This is a genomic window from Acidimicrobiales bacterium, from assembly GCA_035540975.1.
In the GTDB taxonomy this organism is placed as follows: Bacteria; Actinomycetota; Acidimicrobiia; order Acidimicrobiales.
Genome location: DATLFN010000099.1, coordinates 1 through 16,503, shown reverse-complemented (window position 1 = coordinate 16,503; position 16,503 = coordinate 1). Strand labels below are relative to the sequence as shown.

Genomic DNA, 16,503 nt, shown 5'->3' with positions numbered 1-16,503 from the left:
ACCGCTAGGCGCCAGCGTCCAGGTCCGCCGCCAGGGTGGCGACCGTGCGGTGGCGCGCCACCTGCTCGTCGCTCACGGCGAGCCCGGCCTGGCGGGCCTCGGCGAGGGCGTCGAGGAAGGAGAAGTCCTGCCAGTACGGGCGGGCCGGGTCCGCGACGCCCCATAGGGCGGCGAGGGCGTCCGCGCCCGGCGAGGAACCGGGGGCGGGCGACGGCGGCGGCGCCGGCGGCAGGGCGGAGGGGTCGGGCCGCCCGTCGGGCCGCCGGGGCAACTCGTCCACGGTGACCGCCGTCGCCGGCCACAGGGCGCCGGGCAGCTGCTTCCACAGCGTCCGGCGCAGCTCGGCGAGCGACGGGGCCCGGTCGCCCATCGGGACGACGTAGGCCACCAGCCGGCGCCCGTCCGGGACGGCCAGCCCCACGTCGGCCACGCCGGGGCAGCGGGCCAGCGCCGCCTCCAGCCGCGCCCGGTCGCCCCGCAGGCCGCGCACGTCGACGAGGTCGCCGTCGCCGGCGGCGGGGACGGGCTCCGGCCCGAGCGACAGCTCGGAGACCGGCCGGTCGGGCGAGACGACGACGTCGGCGAGGAGCGCCTCGACGTGGCCGAGCAGGCGCCGCCCGGCCGGGCGGGGGAACGCGCCGCGGGCGACCAGCGAGAGGCCGTCGTCGTGCTCGACGAGCGACACCAGCACGAAGGTCCCGAGGTACAGCCCGTCGCCCCACGCCGGGCGCCCCTCGCGGGCACTGAAGTGGCGCTCCCGGCGCGACGCGGGCGGGACGTCGAACGGGCCGGCGCGGACGCCCGGCAGGCCCACGGGGGCCCGCCTCGGCGCCTCGCCCTGGAAGACGACCGCGACCTGCGGCACCGCGCCGTGCTCGGCCGCGGGCGGGCCGAGCGTCTCCTGCACCACCGCGTCGAACCCCACGTCCTGATGGCCCATGGCGCCGAGCACGGCGGCCCGGGCCCGGGCGGCCAGCTCCCGGAACGGGGGGTCGCCGTCCAGCCGCAGGCGCAGCGGCACCTTCTTGGTGAAGCAGCCGATGAGCGGCTCGACGGCGCTGCGGGTGCGGTGCGCGGAGACGGCGCCGAGCACGAGGTCGTCCTGTCCCGTGTAGCGCCCGACCACGGCGCCGAAGGCCGCCAGCACCGCCATGTACGGGGTGGCCCGGAGGTGGGGGCCGAGCGCCCGCACCGCCGCCGACAGCTCGGGGGGGAGGTCGACCCGCACGGGCCCGCCGGCTCCCTCGCCGGGCGGGCCGCCCAGCGGCAGCTGCACGGCGAGTGGCGCGCCGTCGAGCTCCCGGCGCCACCACGCCCGCTGCTCGTCGCCGCTCGCGCCGTCGAGGGCGGCGCGCTGGCGGCGGGAGAAGGTGGTGAACGTGGTCGCTGGCTCGGCCAGCGCGGGCGGCGTGCCGTCGAGGCGGGCGGCGTAGAGCGACGACAGGTCGCGTCGGAAGAGGTCCACCGACCAGTCGTCGAACACCGTGTGGTGCAGGCGCACGACCAGGACGTGGTCCTCCTCGCCCAGCCGGAGCAGCGACGGCTCGAACAGCGGCCCGTCCACCAGGTCGAACGGTCGCACGCTGGCCTCGGTGAGCAGGCGGGCGGCCTCGGCCTGGCGGCGCTCCGGCGGCAGGGCGGCCAGGTCGACGACGGCGAGCGGGTCGGCGGCCGCCGGGCGCACGACCTGGCGGGGGACCCCGGGCGCCGACGTGAACGTCGTGCGCAACGGCTCGTGGCGGCGCACGAGGTCGGCCAGCGCGCCGGCGAGGGCGGCGACGTCCAGCGGGCCCTCGAAGCGGCGCACCAGGCAGGGGAGGTTGAAGCTGCCGGGCGCCAGCTGCTCGTGCCACAGCATGGGTTCCTGCGACACCGCCACGGGGGCCGCGGTCGCCGGGGCGGGAAGGGGGCGGCAGCCGGGGATCTCGACGACCGCCGCACCGGGGAACGCCCGGGCCACGGCGGGTGCCGACCGGCCGCTCAGCAGGATCCGGGTCACCGGCCGGAGGGCGGCCCGGCCGGCGGGCGTGGCCGCCAGCGCGGCGGCGAGGGGCGGCGACAGGCCCACGGCGGCGGCCGGGTGGGCGGCGACGGCGGCGGCCACGCGCTCCGGCGACAGGGCGGGGACGGCCACGACGGCGCCGCCACCGGCGGCGGCCGCCGAGAGCGCGTAGCGGCCGCCCGCCGTGCCCGGCGCCCAGCCGTGCACCAGGGCGCCGCCGGGCGGCGGTGCGGGCGGGGCGTCGATCTGGCGGGACGTCCGCTGCTCGGGGACGGGCGGGCCGAGCGGTGCGGGCCGGAACAGGAGCTCGGCCACGGCGTCCGGGTCGACGCCGGCGCCGGGCGGCGCCGCGTCGGCGTCGAGATCGGCGGGCGCCGCCCACCAGGCCGAGGCCGCATCCACGCCCAGGTGGGGCGGCGACAGCACGCCCACCGCGCCGGCGTGCACCACCGCCCGGGCGGCATCGGCGGCGGTCGCCCCGGGCGACACCAGCACGGCGACGGCTCCCGCCCGGCGCACCCCCAGGTGGCACACGGCGAAGTCGCCCCACGCCGCCAGGTCGAAGCGGACGGCCACCCGGTCGCCCGGGCCCACGCCGCGCCCGGCCAGCCCGCCGGCCACGGCGGACGCTCCCGCGTCCCACTGGGCGAAGCTGAGCGCGTCGCCCCCGGCGGCGACGACGGCGACGGCGTCGGGCGTGGCCCGGGCCGCGGCGGCGACCCGGTCACCCGGCCGCACCGGGCGCACCGGGGCGGCGGCTCGGTCTCCCATCGGGGCACAGCGTAGGCGGATCGATCTAGCGTCGGCCTGTGCGTGCGCTGTTCACCTGTGTGCCCGGCTATGGCCATTTCCACCCGATGGCGCCCCTCGCCCTGGCGCTGCGGGCAGCCGGCCACGACGTGGCCTTCGCCACCGAGGAGCGGTTCTGCGGGCGGGTGGAGCGGGCCGGGTTCGACGCCTTCCCGGCCGGGCTCGGTCCCGGCAAGGTGTTCGAGCGGGCGCTGGCCCTGCCCGACGCCGTGGCTCCGGGCCCCGAGAACGCCGCCCGCTTCGGTGCGCAGATGTTCGCCGCCGTGGCGGCGCCCGCAAAGGCGCCCGACCTCGTCGCGATAGCCGAGCGGTGGCGGCCCGACCTCGTCGTCGCGGACGTCACCGACTTCGCCGGCCCGGTGGCGGCCGCCGTCGCCGGCGTGCCCTGCGTCGCCCACGGCCTCGGTCCGCGGTTCCCGATGGAGCTGTTCGAGGCGGCCGAGGAGCTGGCGGCGCCGGCGTGGGAGGCGTGGGGGCTCGAGCGGCGGCCGCTCGCCGGCATGTTCGGGTGCGCCTACCTCGACACCTGCCCACCGTCGCTCCAGTCGGTGGAGGCGGGGCGGCTGGCCGCCGTGGCGCGCCCGATGCGCCCCGTGGCGTTCGACGCCCTGCCCGGCGACGCCCTTCCGGCGTGGGCCGCCGAGCTGGGCTCCCGGCCCGTTGTCTACGTCACCCTCGGCACGGTGGACAACGAGGCCGAGGGCGTCATCGAGGCGGCGGTGGAGGGGCTTCGCGGCGAGCCGGTCGACCTCGTGGTCACCGTCGGCCCGAGCCGCGATCCCGAGGAGCTGGGGCCCCAGCCCGCCAACGTCCACGTCGAGCGCTACGTCGCGCAGTCGCTGCTGCTCCCGTCCTGCGACGCCGTCGTCGCCCACGGCGGCTCGGGGACGCTGCTCGCCGCCATCGCCCTCGGGCTGCCGATGCTGCTCCTGCCCCAGGGCGCCAACCAGTTCACCAACGCCGAGCGCGCCGAGGCACTGGGCGTGGCGAGGTGCCTGGGCCCGCCCGACGTCCGCCCCGAGGCGGTGCGGGTGGCGGTGCGTGCGCTGCTCGACGACCCGTCGTACCGGCAGAGGGCGCGGGCGGTCGCCGAGGAGATCGCGGCCATGCCCTCCCCCGGCGACGTGGTGCCCGGGCTGGAGGAGCTGGCCGCGGCCGGCGCCGTCCCCGGCTGACGGAGAGGAGGCTTGGCGGTAGGGTTCCTTCCGCAGGTATGTCCATCCGAGCCTCCACTCGACTGGTGCTGCTCGGTACGGCCGGGGGGCCCCTTCCCTCCCCCGTCCGGGCCGGCATCGCCCAGGCGGTCGTCGTCGGCGGCCGCACCTACCTGGTCGACTGCGGCAGCGGCGTCACCCGCCAGCTGCGGCGAGCCCGGCTGCTGTCGGGCCTGCGCCGGGTGTTCGTCACCCATCTGCACTCGGACCACGTGTGCGACTACTTCCACCTGTTCTGGCTGGGCTGGCCCGTGCTCCAGTGGAACCCGCCCGTCCACGTCCACGGTCCGGGGCCGGCGGGCGGTGCCAGCGCTCTCCCGGCCGACGAGCCCGGCCGCCCGCCCGTCCCGCTCGTCCGCCCCGACGGCCCCACCCCCGGCATCGTGGAGGTCACCGAGCGGCTGCTGGAGGCCCACGCCTACGACCTCAACATCCGCATGCGCGAGGCGGGCCGCCGGGACCTGAGGGGCATCGTGGTCCCGCACGCGATCGAGCTTCCCGCCGGCCTGGGCGCGGCCGGCCCCGACCGGGTGGCGCCCGACATGGAGCCGCTCCTGGTGGCCGAGGACGACGCCGTGCGGGTGACCGCCACGCTCGTGCGTCACGCGCCGGTCTTCCCCGCCTTCGCCTTCCGGGTCGACACCGACGCCGGCTCGGTCGTCGTGTCCGGCGACACCGCCCCGTCGCCCAACCTGGTGCGCCTCGCCCGGGGCGCCGACGTCCTCGTGCACGAGGTGTACGACGACGGGGACGACCGGGGCGACCGGGACCGTGACCACCGGGACGGTGCCGCAGCCCCCGCCACCGACGAGGAGCGCCACGAGGCGGAGCGCCGCCACCACCACCTCACCACGTCGCACACCGGGCTCAGCCAGGTCGGCGCGGTGGCTGGCGAGGCAGGCGTGCACCGCCTCGTGCTCACCCACTTCGTGCCCGGCGACGACGTGCTGGCGGACGACCACTGGGTGAAGGGCGTCACCGGCTTCGACGGCGAGGTCGTGATCGGCCACGACCTGGTCGAGCTCGAGCTGTGATGACCGCCGACGGCGACCGGCGGACGCTGGCCGACCTCGTCGAGGCGCAGGTGCGGCGGGCGCCCGATGCCACCGCCGTGGTGGCGGCCGACGGCGGCACGCTGACCTTCGCCGGCCTCGACGCGCGCGCCAACCGGGTCGCCCACCGACTGCGATCGCTCGGCGTCGGGCCCGACGTGCTGGTCGGCGCCTGCCTCGACCGCTCGCTCGACATGGCGGCCGGCCTGCTCGGCATCCTGAAGGCGGGCGGGGCGTGCGTACCCCTCGACCCCTCGTACCCGGCCCTCCGCCTGGCGCAGATGCTGGACGACGCGGCGCCGCCCGTGGTCGTCGCCACGGCCGCCCTCGCCGGGCGTCTGCCGCCTGGGCCGGCCCGCCACACCGTGCTGCTGGACGCCGACGCTGCCGCACTCGACCGCCATCCCGCGTCGGCGCCGGACCGCCACGTCGGGCCGGAGCACCTGGCCTACGTGATCTACACGTCCGGCTCCACCGGCCGGCCACGGGGCGTCCTGCTGCCCCACGGGGCGCTGGTGAACCATGCCCTGGCCGCCATCCGGTTGTACGAGCTGGCGCCCGGCGACCGCGTCCTCCAGTTCTGCTCGATCAGCTTCGACGTGAGCATCGAGGAGCTCTTCCCCACGTGGGCGGCGGGGGCCACCGCCGTCCTCCGCCCGGACGACGTGCCCCTGCTCGGCCGGGCCTGGGACGAGTGGCTGGAGGAGCGGGGCGTCACCGTGCTCAACCTCCCGACCGCGTACTGGCACGACTGGGTCCGCGACCTGGCCGGCGCCGAGCGCGCCGCGCCGCCGGCCGTGCGGCTGGTGATCGCCGGCGGCGAGAAGGCCCTGGGGGCGACGCTGAAGCGCTGGCGGGACGTCGCCAAGCCCGACGTGCGCTGGATCAACGCCTACGGCCCCACCGAGGCGTCGGTGATGGCCACCACCTACGAGGCGGGCGACGAGGACGGCGACGCCGACCCGCCCATCGGCCGGCCGCTGCCCAACGTCACCGCCCACGTCCTCGGCGGCGACCGCCGGCCCGTCGGGCCGGGCGAGGCGGGCGAGCTGTTCCTCGGCGGGGCCGGGCTGGCGCGTGGGTACCTCAACGCCCCGGAGCTCACGGCCGAGCGGTTCGTGCCCGACCCGTTCTCGGCCGCGCCGGGCGCCCGCCTGTACCGCACCGGCGACCTGGTCCGGGAGCGGCCCGACGGTCAGCTGGAGTTCCTGGGACGGGCCGACCAGCAGGTGAAGATCCGGGGGTTCCGCATCGAGTGCGGCGAGGTGGAGGCGGCCGTCGCCGCCCACCCGTCGGTCGACCGGGCGGTGGTCGTGGCCCGGGAGCCGACGCCCGGCCGGCGCCGGCTGGTGGCCTACGTCGTGCCGCCGCCCGGCGGGGCGGCGCCCGCGCCGGGGGAGCTGCGCCGGTTCGCGGCCGCCCGGCTGCCCGCCTGGATGGTGCCGTCGGCGTTCGTCGCCCTCGGCACGCTCCCGTACACGCCCAACGGCAAGGTCGACCGCGACGCCCTTCCCGACCCCGACCTCGCCGCCGGCGCCGGCGCCGGTCGGCCGCCGCAGCCGGGCACGGAGGAGGTGGTGGCGTCGGTCTGGCGCGAGGTCCTCGGCGTGGACGGCGTCGGTGCCGACGACGACTTCTTCGAGCTGGGCGGCCACTCGCTGCTCGCCACCCAGGCGGTGGCCCGCCTGCGGGAGCTGTCGTGGCCCGACACCCCGCTCCAGGCCATCTTCGAGGCGCCCACGGTGGCGTCGCTCGCCGCCGCCCTCGACCGGGGTGCCGCCGCCGCCGACCCCAGGCCGCCCCTGGTCCGCCAGCCCCGCTCGCCCGGCGACCGGCTGCCGCTCTCGCTCCCCCAGGAGCAGATGTGGGGGCTCGAGATGGCGGCCGACCCGCCCGGCCTCTACAACGTCACCGCCCAGCACCGCTTCGGCGCCGACGTGGACGCCCGGGTGCTCGCCCGCACCTTGGCGTACCTGGCCGAGCGGCACGAGACCCTGCGCACCGGCTTCTCGTCGGAGGGCGGCCGACCGTGGCAGGCGGTGGCCGGGTCGGTGGACGTCGAGGTGGAGACGCACGACCTGTCCCACCTGGCGGAGCCCGAGCGCGACGCCGAGCTTCGCCGCCTGGTCGGCGAACAGGACGCCCGCCCGTTCGACCTCGCCGCCCCGCCCCTCTTCCGCTGCGCCCTCTACCGCCTGGGCGGTGCCGCCGAGGTGGCCGTGACCTTCGACCACCTGGTGTGCGACGGCACGTCGGCCTTCGTCTTCCTCAGTGAGCTGGCGGCGGTCCACGACGCGCTCGCCGCCGGCCGGGAGCCGGGCCTGCGCCCGCTGCCCGTGCAGTACGCCGACTTCGCCCTGTGGCAGCGCCGGTGGATCACCGACGATCGGCTGGACGAGCAGCTGGCGTACTGGCGGCGGAAGCTGGCCGGCATGCCCCTCGGGCCCGGGCTCCCCTTCGACCGGATGCCCGACCGCCCCTCCCGCCGCATCTCGTCGCGGCCGCTGGCGGTCCCGCCCGCCCTCCACGGTGCCGTCACGGAGCTGGCGCGGTCGGCCGCCGCCACCGCCTTCATGGTGGTGGCGGCGGCCGTCCAGGCCGCGATCGCCCTCAGGGGCGGGCGCACCGACGTCGTGGTGAGCACGACGCTGAGCGGCCGCCAGCGCTCGGAGCTGGAGGGGGTCGTCGGGTTCTTCGCCGGCATCGGGCGCATCCGGACCGACCTCTCGGGGGACCCGACGTTCGCCGTGGCGCTGGCGCGCGTCCGCGACAGCGTCCTCGGCCTGTTCGACCACCAGGACGTGCCGTTCATGCGCGTGCGCCGGGCGCTCTTCCCCGACTTCCCGACCGGGGGACCGGCGCTGCTCGCCGCCCTCCCCGTCGACCTCCAGTACTTCCGGGCGGCGCCCGACGAGTGGGCGCCGGGGTCGGCCGTCGTCTCCCCGGCCGACCACAAGGGAGCCGACCGCCTGTGGTTCCGCGGCCAGATGCACCCGCTGGCGATCACCCTGCTCGACGACGGCCGGGAGATGTGGGGCGAGGTCAGCTGGAAGGACGACTTCTACGACGCCGCCACCGTCGAAGCCCTCGCCGCCGCGTTCCGGCGGGTGCTGGCGGGCGCCGTCGCCGACCCCGCCCTCCGGCTGTCGGAGCTCCCGGCGTGACCGACGTCGGTACCAGCGCCCCCGCCCTCGTCCGGACCCTGGTGGCCGACCTCGCCGGGCTGGCCGGGCGCGCCGCCCGCGTCTGCGGCTGGGCCGAGGCGGACGGCGCCGTCCGCGACCACACCGGCCGGCTCCCGCTCGTCGGGGCGCCGGCGGGCGTCGCGCCGGGGTCGGCGATCGACGTGGTGGGGACGGTCGACGCCGGACCGCCCACCGCGCTCGCCGTCGAGGAGCTGCGGGTGGTCGGCCCGGCCGACGGCCCCCTCCCCGTGGACGAGCGCTCGGCCTTGGAGGACCGCCTCGACTGGCGCTGGGTGGACCTGCGCCGGCCCCGCAACCGCCTGGTGTTCGAGGTGCAGACCACGGCCGAGCACGCCATGCGCCAGTGGTGGCGCGACCACGGCTTCGTGGAGATCCACTCGCCGAAGGTGCGGGGCTACCCGAACCAGTCCGGCCGCGAGCTGTTCACCGTCCAGTACTTCGACGCGCCCGCCTACCTCGTGCAGTCGCCACAGTTCTACAAGCAGATGGCCATGGCTGCCGGCCTGGACCGGGTCTTCGAGATCGGCCCCGTGTTCCGGGCCAACCCGCTGGTCACCGCCCGCCACGACACCGAGTTCACCAGCGTGGACGTCGAGATCTCGTGGATCGACTCCCTCGACGACCTCCTCGACGTCGAGGAGCGCTGGATGCGGCACGTGATCACGGCGGTGTCGCGCGAGCACGCCGCCGACATCCAGCGGCTGTACGGGCGGGAGGTGGTGGTGCCGGAGACGCCGTTCCCGAGGGTCACCATGGCGGAGGCCCGGGCCATCCTCGCCTCGCACGGCCACACCGACCTCCCCGAGGGCGACCTCGACGCCGAGGGCGAGAGGATCCTCGGCCGCCACGTGCGGGAGGCGACGGGGTCGGAGTTCGTGTACGTGACCGAGTACCCGGAGGCGGTGCGGCCCTTCTACCACATGCGCCTCGGCGAGGGGTCGGGCCTCACCCGCAGCTTCGACCTCCTCTGGAACGGCCTGGAGGTCACCACCGGCGCCCAGCGCGAGCACCGCTACGACCGCCTGCTCGCCCAGGCCCGGCGGAACCCGGCCCGCGTCGAGGTCATCCGCACCTACCTCGACTTCTTCCGCTTCGGCTGCCCGCCCCACGGCGGGTTCGGCGTGGGGCTCACGCGCATGCTGATGTGCCTGCTGGACGTCGGCGACGTGCGGGAGGTCACCTACCTCCACCGCGGCCGCCACCGCCTGAGACCGTGACGGACGCCGAGGCCGACGACGCGGTCATCGTCACCCGCGGCCTCTCCAAGGTGTACCCGGGCGGCCTCACCGCCGTCGACGACCTCCACCTGTCCGTGCGGCGGGGCGAGATCTTCGCCCTGCTCGGGCCCAACGGGGCGGGCAAGACCACCACCGTCGGCATGCTCACCACCCGGGTGCGGCCCACGGCGGGCACCGCCCTGGTGGACGGGATCGACGTCGTGGCCGACCCGGCCGGGGCGAAGGCGGTCCTCGGCGTGGTGCCCCAGTCGAACACGCTGGATCGCAGCCTCACCGTCCGGGAGAACCTCTACTTCCACGCCCGCTACTTCGGCCACCGGCACCGGGCGGCCTCCGCCCTCGCCGGCGAGCTGCTCGAGCGCTTCCGCCTCACCGGCCGGGCGGCGGCCGACGTCGGCACCCTGTCGGGCGGGATGGCCCGCCGGCTCATTCTGGCCCGCGCCCTGCTCGCCCGCCCCGCCGTGGTGTTCCTCGACGAGCCCACCGCCGGGCTCGACCCCCAGAGCCGGCTGGTGCTGTGGGAGATGGTCGAGCAGCTGCACGCCGAGGGCGAGACGATCCTGCTCACCACCCACTACATGGAGGAGGCGGAGCGGTTGGCCGAGCGGGTGGCCATCATGGACCGGGGCCGGCTGCTCGCCCTGGACACGCCGGCCGGCCTCCGGCGCTCGGTGGCCGCCGGCGCCGTCGTCGTGCTGCGCACCGAGGGCGACCTCGACCGGCTCGCCGGCCGCCTCCGCGCCGAGCCGGGCGTCCGCGACGCCGACATCACGGAGGGGGGCCTCCGCCTCCGGCTGACCGACGCCGACGGCACGGTCGCCCGCATCGTCGCCGCCGCGTCGGCCGGGGGCTACCCGGTGCGGGGACTGTCGGTCAGCGAGGCGACCCTCGAGACGGTGTTCCTCGGGCTGACGGGGGAGGAGCTGCGGGAGTGACCGCGCCCGCCACCACGTCGGGCGACCCGGGCGACGAACGCCACCGGACGGGCGCCGCCGCCGGACCCGCCTCCCGCGGCGGCCGCCGCGGGAGGCCGAGCCGCCGGGCGGCCGTGAGCGCCCTGCTCCTGCGCGACCTCACCGTGCTGGACAAGTCGCTCGGGGAGTTCCTCCACAACACCGTCACCCAGCCCCTGCTGCTGGTGTTCGTCTTCACCTGGCTGTTCCCCACCATCGGCCAGGGCATCGGCGGCACCGACGACGCGGGCGCCGCACGCTTCGCCAGCCTCCTCATGGCCGGGCTCATCGCCCAGGCGATGGCCTTCCAGGGCGTGTTCCGCGTCGCCGTCCCGCTCGCCCGGGAGCTGGACGTCACCGGGGAGATCGAAGGCCGCGTGATGGCTCCCACCACCGTCGCCACCATGGCCTTCCAGAAGATCGTCTTCGGCGCCCTGCTGGCGCTGTTCGCGGCCATGGTCGTCTTCCCGGTTGCGGCCTTCCTGCCCGCCACCCCCGTCCTCCTCTCGGTGGACTGGCCGGTCCTGCTCACCCTCGTCCCGCTGGCGTGCGTGACGTCGGCGGCGCTCGGCCTCACCATCGGCACCCTGCTCAAGCCGGCGTCGGTCCCGATGCTGGCCGGCACGCTGGCCCTGCCCCTGGCCTTCGGCGGGGCCATCTTCTACACGTGGTCCTCGCTGGACCCGGTCCCGTGGCTCAAGTACCTGGTGCTCGTCAACCCGCTCGTCTACATGAGCGAGGGCATGCGGGCCGCCCTGTTCGTGGGCGTGGACCACATGCCGCTCGGCGCGGTCTACGGGGCTCTGGCCGTCTCGGCCGTCGTGTTCACGTTCCTCGGGACCCGCGGGTTCCGCCGCCGGGTCGTGTCGTAGGGGCGCCGTGCGCGGGATCCGCCGCCTGGGGCTGCTGGTCGCCGTGACGACGGCCGCGTTCGCGCTCGCCGTCGGCCGCTTCGAGAGCGCGGCGCGCGACGGGTGCGCCCAGAGGGCCGGGACGGACCGCTCCTACCGGGTGGAGCTGACCGCCCTCACGGCGGCCGGGACGGCGGGCAGGGCGACGGGGATGGGCGACGGCGCCCGGGACGGCGGCGCCAGCGGCGAGATGGCGGGCCCGGCGCAGAAGACCTACCGGCTGCGAGTGCTCCGGGACGGCCGGGCGGTGGCCGGCGCCCGTGTCTGCATCGCCGCCTACATGCGCGGCATGTCGGCCATGGCCGTCGTGGGCCATGCCACCGAGACGACGGCGGGGACCTACGTGGTCACCGTCGACTACCCCATGGAAGGCGCGTGGACGGCCCGGGTGGTCGTCGACGAGCGCGGCCGGCCGGCGGCGGCCACGACGTTCGACCTCGTCGCCCGGTAGCCCGCCCGGACGCCGGCCCATGAGAGGCTTCGTCGGTCCGGGCCCACTCCCTACGCCGCTCGGCGCCGATCGGCCGGCTCGCCTCGGCGCCGAGCGAGCCGGCCGTGCGGGCCGTCGAACCCACTCAGCGGACCTGGATGCGCCGAGGTCGGTCGTTCACCGGCTTGGGCAGGCGGATGGTGAGCACGCCGTCGTCGAGACGGGCCTCCACGCCGTCCTCCTCCACGTCGGCGGGCAGGACCACCTCGTAGTGGAAGCGGCCCACCACCCGTTCCCGGCGGCGGAGGATGCCCACCCGCTGGCGCTCCTTGCGCTCACCGGTGACGGTGAGCCGTCGTCCGGCCACCTCGATGTCGAGGTCGTCCTTCCTGACCCCGGGGAGCTCGATCTCGACGGTGAAGGCGTCGTCGGACTCCTCGACGTCGGCCGGCGGGGTGAAGCCCTCACCGAGCAGGCTCGGCAGCTGGCGCCACGACTCGAGGTAGTCGCCCAGCTGGCGGTTCAGCCGGTCCAGCTCGGCGAAGGGGCCCTGACGGATGTCGTGGGCGGTGCCGTTGCTGCGTCGCACGGGCAGTGCCATGTGACGTCACCTCCTCATGGTCCTGTGCGAGTGCGGGCGGCCCCGCTGTCCGGCCGCGGGGAGACCGGCGGGGCCGCCGCACGAGGGACGCGGCTCAGGCTGCGGTCGACTCGGCCTCGATGGCACCGGCCTTGGCGCCGCCCGAGGTGATCTCCACCTTGCGGGGCCTGGCCTGCTCGGCCACCGGCACGGTCACGGTCAGCACGCCGTTGTCGTAGCTCGCCTCGATGCGCTCGGCGTCGAGGCTCTCGCCCAGGAACAGCTGGCGGGTGAAGGCGCCCTGGGGGCGCTCCGAGGCCAGCACCTGGTCGCCCTCGGCGGGCTGCCACTGGCGCTGGGCCGACACGGTGAGCACGTTCTTCTCCACGGTCAGGTCGATGCTGGAGGCGTCCACGCCGGGCAGGTCGAAGTGGACCACGAAGGACTCGCCGTGGCGGTAGGCGTCCATGGGCATGACCGCCGTCGACGCCCCGTTGCCCAGCACCCGCTGGGTGAGCCGGTCGAGCTCGCGGAACGGATCGGTTCGCATCAACATGGGCTTGACCTCCTGTCGCTGGACTGTTCCTGCGTTCCCCCAAGTTGACAACCATGCACACAGGTTTATTCCCAACGGGGCAGCCAACTCCGGGCGGCGGCCCGCGACGAGTGGTCACGGCACGTGGGGCCAGCAGCGTCGCAGGGGACGCGCAGCCTGTGCCCGCCATCCGGCGGGCGGGCCGAGCGCTGCGGCTGAAGCGAGCCGCCGGCGCGAGGGCCGTTCAGTCGGCCGGGGGCGGGGCGGTCGCGGCCACCCGCGGTCGGCGGACCAGCCCGACCGCTCCGGCGCTCACCAGGACGAGGCCGGCGATCACCGACACCATCCACAGCCGGCTGGCATCGTCGGGGCCGGGTGCCGGACCGACGTCACGCGACCCCGCCCACGCCGGTGACCGGAGGGTGCCGAAGCCGCTCCACAGGTCGGCGGTGACGGTGCCGGGAGCGACGACCGGCGGAGGGACGGAGGCGACCGCCGGGGCCACGGCCGGCGCCGCCGGCGCGTTGGCGTCCCCGGCCGCCACGGCCACCGGCCCGGCCGGAGGCCCGGGGTCCGCGGGCCCGGCCGGCACCGCTGCGGGCGCCGGCTGCGCCCGCGCCGCGGCGCTCCGCACGGGTGGTGCGGGCGCAGGTGGGGCCGGCGCCGCCTGGGCCGTGGGTGCCGCCGGAGCGGCGGCGGGAGCTGCGGCCTGGACCGGCGCGGCGGCTGGCTGCTCGGTGGCCGCCGGCGGCGCCGACGCCGGGGCGGGCGGCGGTACGGGGGTGCCGAGCACCTGGACGGTGACGGAGGGCTTGTACGCCTCGCCGTCGGTCAGCCACTGCGTGGCGTTGACGGGGTAGAAGCCGGGAGCGGCGTCCGCCGGTATCACGATCTGCACCTGGAAGGTGCCGTTCGCGTCGGCGTCGGCGGTGGCGACGGGTACCCCGCTCGGCCCGTTCCAGCGGATGGTCACCGGCCCGGCCTCGGCGCCCGTCGGCTTGAACACCTCGCCGATGATCGTCACCGGCGCGCCGGGGTCGGCCTTGCCGGGTGTGATCGACAGGAGCCCTTCCTTCGCCGTGCACGCGAACGCCGGCACGGCGAGGAGACCCGCGAACGCCAGCACCGCCGCCGAGAAGACCGCCTTCCGGGCACCCCTGGTATCCCGCATGCCTACCCCCTTCGCCACACCGGAAGTATGGCATCGCCGCGCCGAAAAGTCGCCCCCGTGGAGGTCGGCTGGCGCCGGCCGGTCTGGTGGTCGGCCCGCACTCCGCCTACGTTCTTCGCCGAAGCAGGCTTCGAAACAAGGACTGCCAGGACTTCCCCGGCCGGAGAAGGAGACCCATGCGAGCTCGCTCATCCCGCGTCCTGTTGGCTGCCGTCGCCGCGAGCCTGATCGCCTCGGGGTGCGCGTCCGGTGGCGGCACCGCACCGGGGGCGTCACACCAGGCGACGCCGTCGGCCGACGACGCTGACACGGCGGCGGCCTTCGGCCGGCTCCCCCTCCGCTTCGAGCCCGATCGGGGCCAGGCGGGCGGCACGGCCGGGTACGTGGCGCGCGCCCCCGGCTACACGGCGTCGGTAGGGCCCACCGCGCTGGTGCTGTCGATCGGCGGCGCCGAGGCCGACACGGTGGGGATGCGGCTCGACGGCGCCGACGCGGGGGCAACCGCACGCCGAGGGGAACGCCTCGACGGCGTCAGCAACTATCTGTCGGGACCCGACCCGGCCGACTGGGTGCTGGGCGTGGCCGGCTACCGGTCCGTCACCTACGCCGGCGCCTACCCCGGCATCGACGTGGTGTACCGAGGTGCCCCGAGCGGGCTCGAGTACGACTTCGTGGTGGCGCCCGGCGCCGACCCCGGGCGCATCACGCTGGTCTTCGACCGGCCGGCCACCGTGGACGACGACGGCGATCTCGTCATCGAGACGGCGGCGGGCGCCGTCCGCCACCAGGAGCCGGTCGTGTACCAGGACATCGGCGGGCAGCGCCGCGCCGTCGACGCCGGGTACCTGGTCGAGGAGGGAGCCGCCGGCGCCACCGTGCGCTTCCGTCTCGGGCGCTACGACCCCGCCCGACCCCTAGTGATCGACCCGGCCGTCGTGTACTCCACGTTCCTCGGGGGCCCCCTCGGCGACGCCGTGAACGCCATCGCCGTGGACGGCGCCGGCCACGCCTACGTGGCGGGCAGCACGACGTCCACCGACTTCCCGACCGTCAACCCCGTTCAGGCGACGAAAGGCTCCGGCACGACGGGCGACGCCTTCGTGACCAAGCTCAACCCCGCCGGGAACGGCCTCGTCTACTCCACCTACCTGGGCGGCGGCCTGGCCGACGAGGCCTTCGGGATCGCCGTCGACGCGGCGGGCAACGCCTACGTGGCGGGCTCCACGGCGTCCACCAACTTCCCGGTGGCGAACGCCTTCCAGGCGGCCAAGGGGGCGGGCACGAGCACCGACGCCTTCGTGGCCAAGCTCAACCCGGCGGGCAACGCCCTCGTCTTCTCCTCGTACCTCGGTGGCCCGGGGGCCGACGCGGCCCGGGCCATCGCGCTGGACGCCGCCGGCGACGCCTACGTGGCTGGCTCCACCGAGTCGACCACGGGCGTGGCCACCGCGGGCGTCGTGCAGCCGGCCAAGGGAGCGGGCACCACCGCCGACGCCTTCGCCGCCAAGGTCGGCACCGCCGGGGCGCGCGTGTGGTCGACCTACCTCGGCGGCTCGGCAGCCGACCAGGCGAACGGCGTCGCCGTCGACGCCGGGGGCAACGCCTACGTGGCCGGCTCCACCGCGTCGGCGGGGATGTCGACCGCGGGGGCGTTCCAGGCGGCCAAGGGCGCCGGCACGACGACGGACGCCTTCGTCACCAAGCTGGCTCCCGATGCCACGGCACGCGTGTGGTCCACCTACCTCGGCGGAGGCCTGGCGGACAGCGCCAACGCCGTCGCCCTCGACGCCGGCGCCTCGCCCTACGTCACGGGGTCCACGGCGTCCACCGACTTCCCCACCGCCTCGCCCATCCAGGCTGCCAAGGCGGCCAGCCCGGCGACCGACGTCTTCGTGACCAAGCTGGCGCCGACCGGCGCCTCGCTCGTGTACTCCACCTACCTGGGCGGCGCCGAGGAGGACCAGGGCAAGGCCATCGCCGTCGACGCCACCGGCAGCGCCCACTTCTCGGGCATCGCCAGCTCCGAGCTGTTCCCGGTGGAGCGGCCGGTGGCCCGCAACGCCGGCAACACGGAGGCGTTCGTCGCCCGCCTGGCCCCGGCGGGCACCTCGTTCGTTTTCTCCACCCACTACGGCGGCATCGGCACCGACGACGCCCGCGCCATCGCCACCGACGCGTCGCAGGCGACGTACATCGGCGGCGTCACCACGTTCGCCCGCGACCCCGAGTACTTCCCCACGGTCAACGCCTTCCAGTCCGTCTTCGGCGGCGGGTTCGTGCCGGGAACGCCCAACTCGGGTGACGGCTTCGTGGCCAAGTTGGCGGCCGACACCCCGGGCCGCCCGCTGGTCACCCGCCTCACGCCACGCGGCGGCGACACCGGCGGCGGGACGCCCGTCAT

General features: G+C 76.3%; 12 protein-coding genes. 8 read left to right on the top strand and 4 right to left on the bottom strand.

Translation table 11 applies throughout. The annotated features are described in order from the left end of the window. Nucleotides 1-4: 4 nt before the first annotated feature. Nucleotides 5-2,773: a condensation domain-containing protein gene (locus VM242_10785; protein ID HVM05650.1), complete on the bottom strand. Its 2,769-nt coding sequence runs from the start codon at nucleotides 2,771-2,773 to the stop codon at nucleotides 5-7. Nucleotides 2,774-2,811: 38 nt separating this feature from the next. Between VM242_10785 and VM242_10780 the strand changes: the two genes are divergently transcribed. The 7 genes from VM242_10780 (at nucleotide 2,812) to VM242_10750 (ending at nucleotide 11,837) form a co-directional block, all read left to right on the top strand. Further along, nucleotides 2,812-3,987, top strand: a complete 1,176-nt coding sequence (locus tag VM242_10780; protein ID HVM05649.1) for a glycosyltransferase — start codon at nucleotides 2,812-2,814, stop codon at nucleotides 3,985-3,987. 65 nt (nucleotides 3,988-4,052) lie between these two features. Beyond that, nucleotides 4,053-5,060, top strand: a complete 1,008-nt coding sequence (locus tag VM242_10775; GenBank protein ID HVM05648.1) for an MBL fold metallo-hydrolase — start codon at nucleotides 4,053-4,055, stop codon at nucleotides 5,058-5,060. Further along, nucleotides 5,060-8,242, top strand: a complete 3,183-nt coding sequence (locus tag VM242_10770; protein ID HVM05647.1) for an amino acid adenylation domain-containing protein — start codon at nucleotides 5,060-5,062, stop codon at nucleotides 8,240-8,242. The genes VM242_10775 and VM242_10770 overlap by 1 nt, the downstream gene beginning before the upstream one ends. Next, a complete protein-coding gene (aspS, locus tag VM242_10765) occupies nucleotides 8,239-9,501 on the top strand; it encodes an aspartate--tRNA(Asn) ligase (protein HVM05646.1) in 1,263 nt (420 codons plus the stop codon). Before VM242_10770 ends, aspS begins: the two co-directional genes overlap by 4 nt. Continuing rightward, nucleotides 9,498-10,457, top strand: a complete 960-nt coding sequence (locus VM242_10760) for an ABC transporter ATP-binding protein (protein HVM05645.1) — start codon at nucleotides 9,498-9,500, stop codon at nucleotides 10,455-10,457. Before aspS ends, VM242_10760 begins: the two co-directional genes overlap by 4 nt. Then, entirely contained in the window at nucleotides 10,454-11,347 is an 894-nt protein-coding gene (locus VM242_10755; GenBank protein HVM05644.1) for an ABC transporter permease, read from the top strand. The genes VM242_10760 and VM242_10755 overlap by 4 nt, the downstream gene beginning before the upstream one ends. A gap of 7 nt (nucleotides 11,348-11,354) precedes the next feature. Continuing rightward, nucleotides 11,355-11,837 carry a FixH family protein gene (locus VM242_10750; protein HVM05643.1) on the top strand — a complete coding sequence of 161 codons (483 nt, stop codon included), beginning with the start codon at nucleotides 11,355-11,357 and terminating at the stop codon, nucleotides 11,835-11,837. A gap of 124 nt (nucleotides 11,838-11,961) precedes the next feature. Here the strand turns inward: VM242_10750 and VM242_10745 are convergent, their stop codons facing one another. From VM242_10745 to VM242_10735, 3 genes are all read right to left on the bottom strand, one after another. Continuing rightward, on the bottom strand, nucleotides 11,962-12,417 hold the full coding sequence (locus tag VM242_10745) for an Hsp20/alpha crystallin family protein (GenBank protein ID HVM05642.1): 456 nt from the start codon (nucleotides 12,415-12,417) through the stop codon (nucleotides 11,962-11,964). Nucleotides 12,418-12,511: 94 nt separating this feature from the next. Continuing rightward, complete coding sequence (locus VM242_10740; protein HVM05641.1) at nucleotides 12,512-12,946, bottom strand: Hsp20/alpha crystallin family protein; 435 nt, start codon at nucleotides 12,944-12,946, stop codon at nucleotides 12,512-12,514. Nucleotides 12,947-13,175: 229 nt separating this feature from the next. Next, on the bottom strand, nucleotides 13,176-14,102 hold the full coding sequence (locus tag VM242_10735; GenBank protein ID HVM05640.1) for a hypothetical protein: 927 nt from the start codon (nucleotides 14,100-14,102) through the stop codon (nucleotides 13,176-13,178). Between the two features lie 176 nt (nucleotides 14,103-14,278). On the opposite strand from VM242_10735, the gene VM242_10730 reads away from it, so the two are divergent. Continuing rightward, the coding region (locus VM242_10730) for an SBBP repeat-containing protein (protein HVM05639.1) at nucleotides 14,279-16,503 on the top strand (2,225 nt) is incomplete at its 3' end.

Coding starts and splice junctions, on each gene's coding strand:
- VM242_10745 (HVM05642.1), bottom strand. CDS start 12,417: ATGGCACTGCCCGTGCGACGCAGCAACGGCACCGCCCACGACATCCGT.
- VM242_10785 (HVM05650.1), bottom strand. CDS start 2,773: ATGGGAGACCGAGCCGCCGCCCCGGTGCGCCCGGTGCGGCCGGGTGAC.
- VM242_10770 (HVM05647.1), top strand. CDS start 5,060: ATGACCGCCGACGGCGACCGGCGGACGCTGGCCGACCTCGTCGAGGCG.
- VM242_10735 (HVM05640.1), bottom strand. CDS start 14,102: ATGCGGGATACCAGGGGTGCCCGGAAGGCGGTCTTCTCGGCGGCGGTG.
- VM242_10740 (HVM05641.1), bottom strand. CDS start 12,946: ATGCGAACCGATCCGTTCCGCGAGCTCGACCGGCTCACCCAGCGGGTG.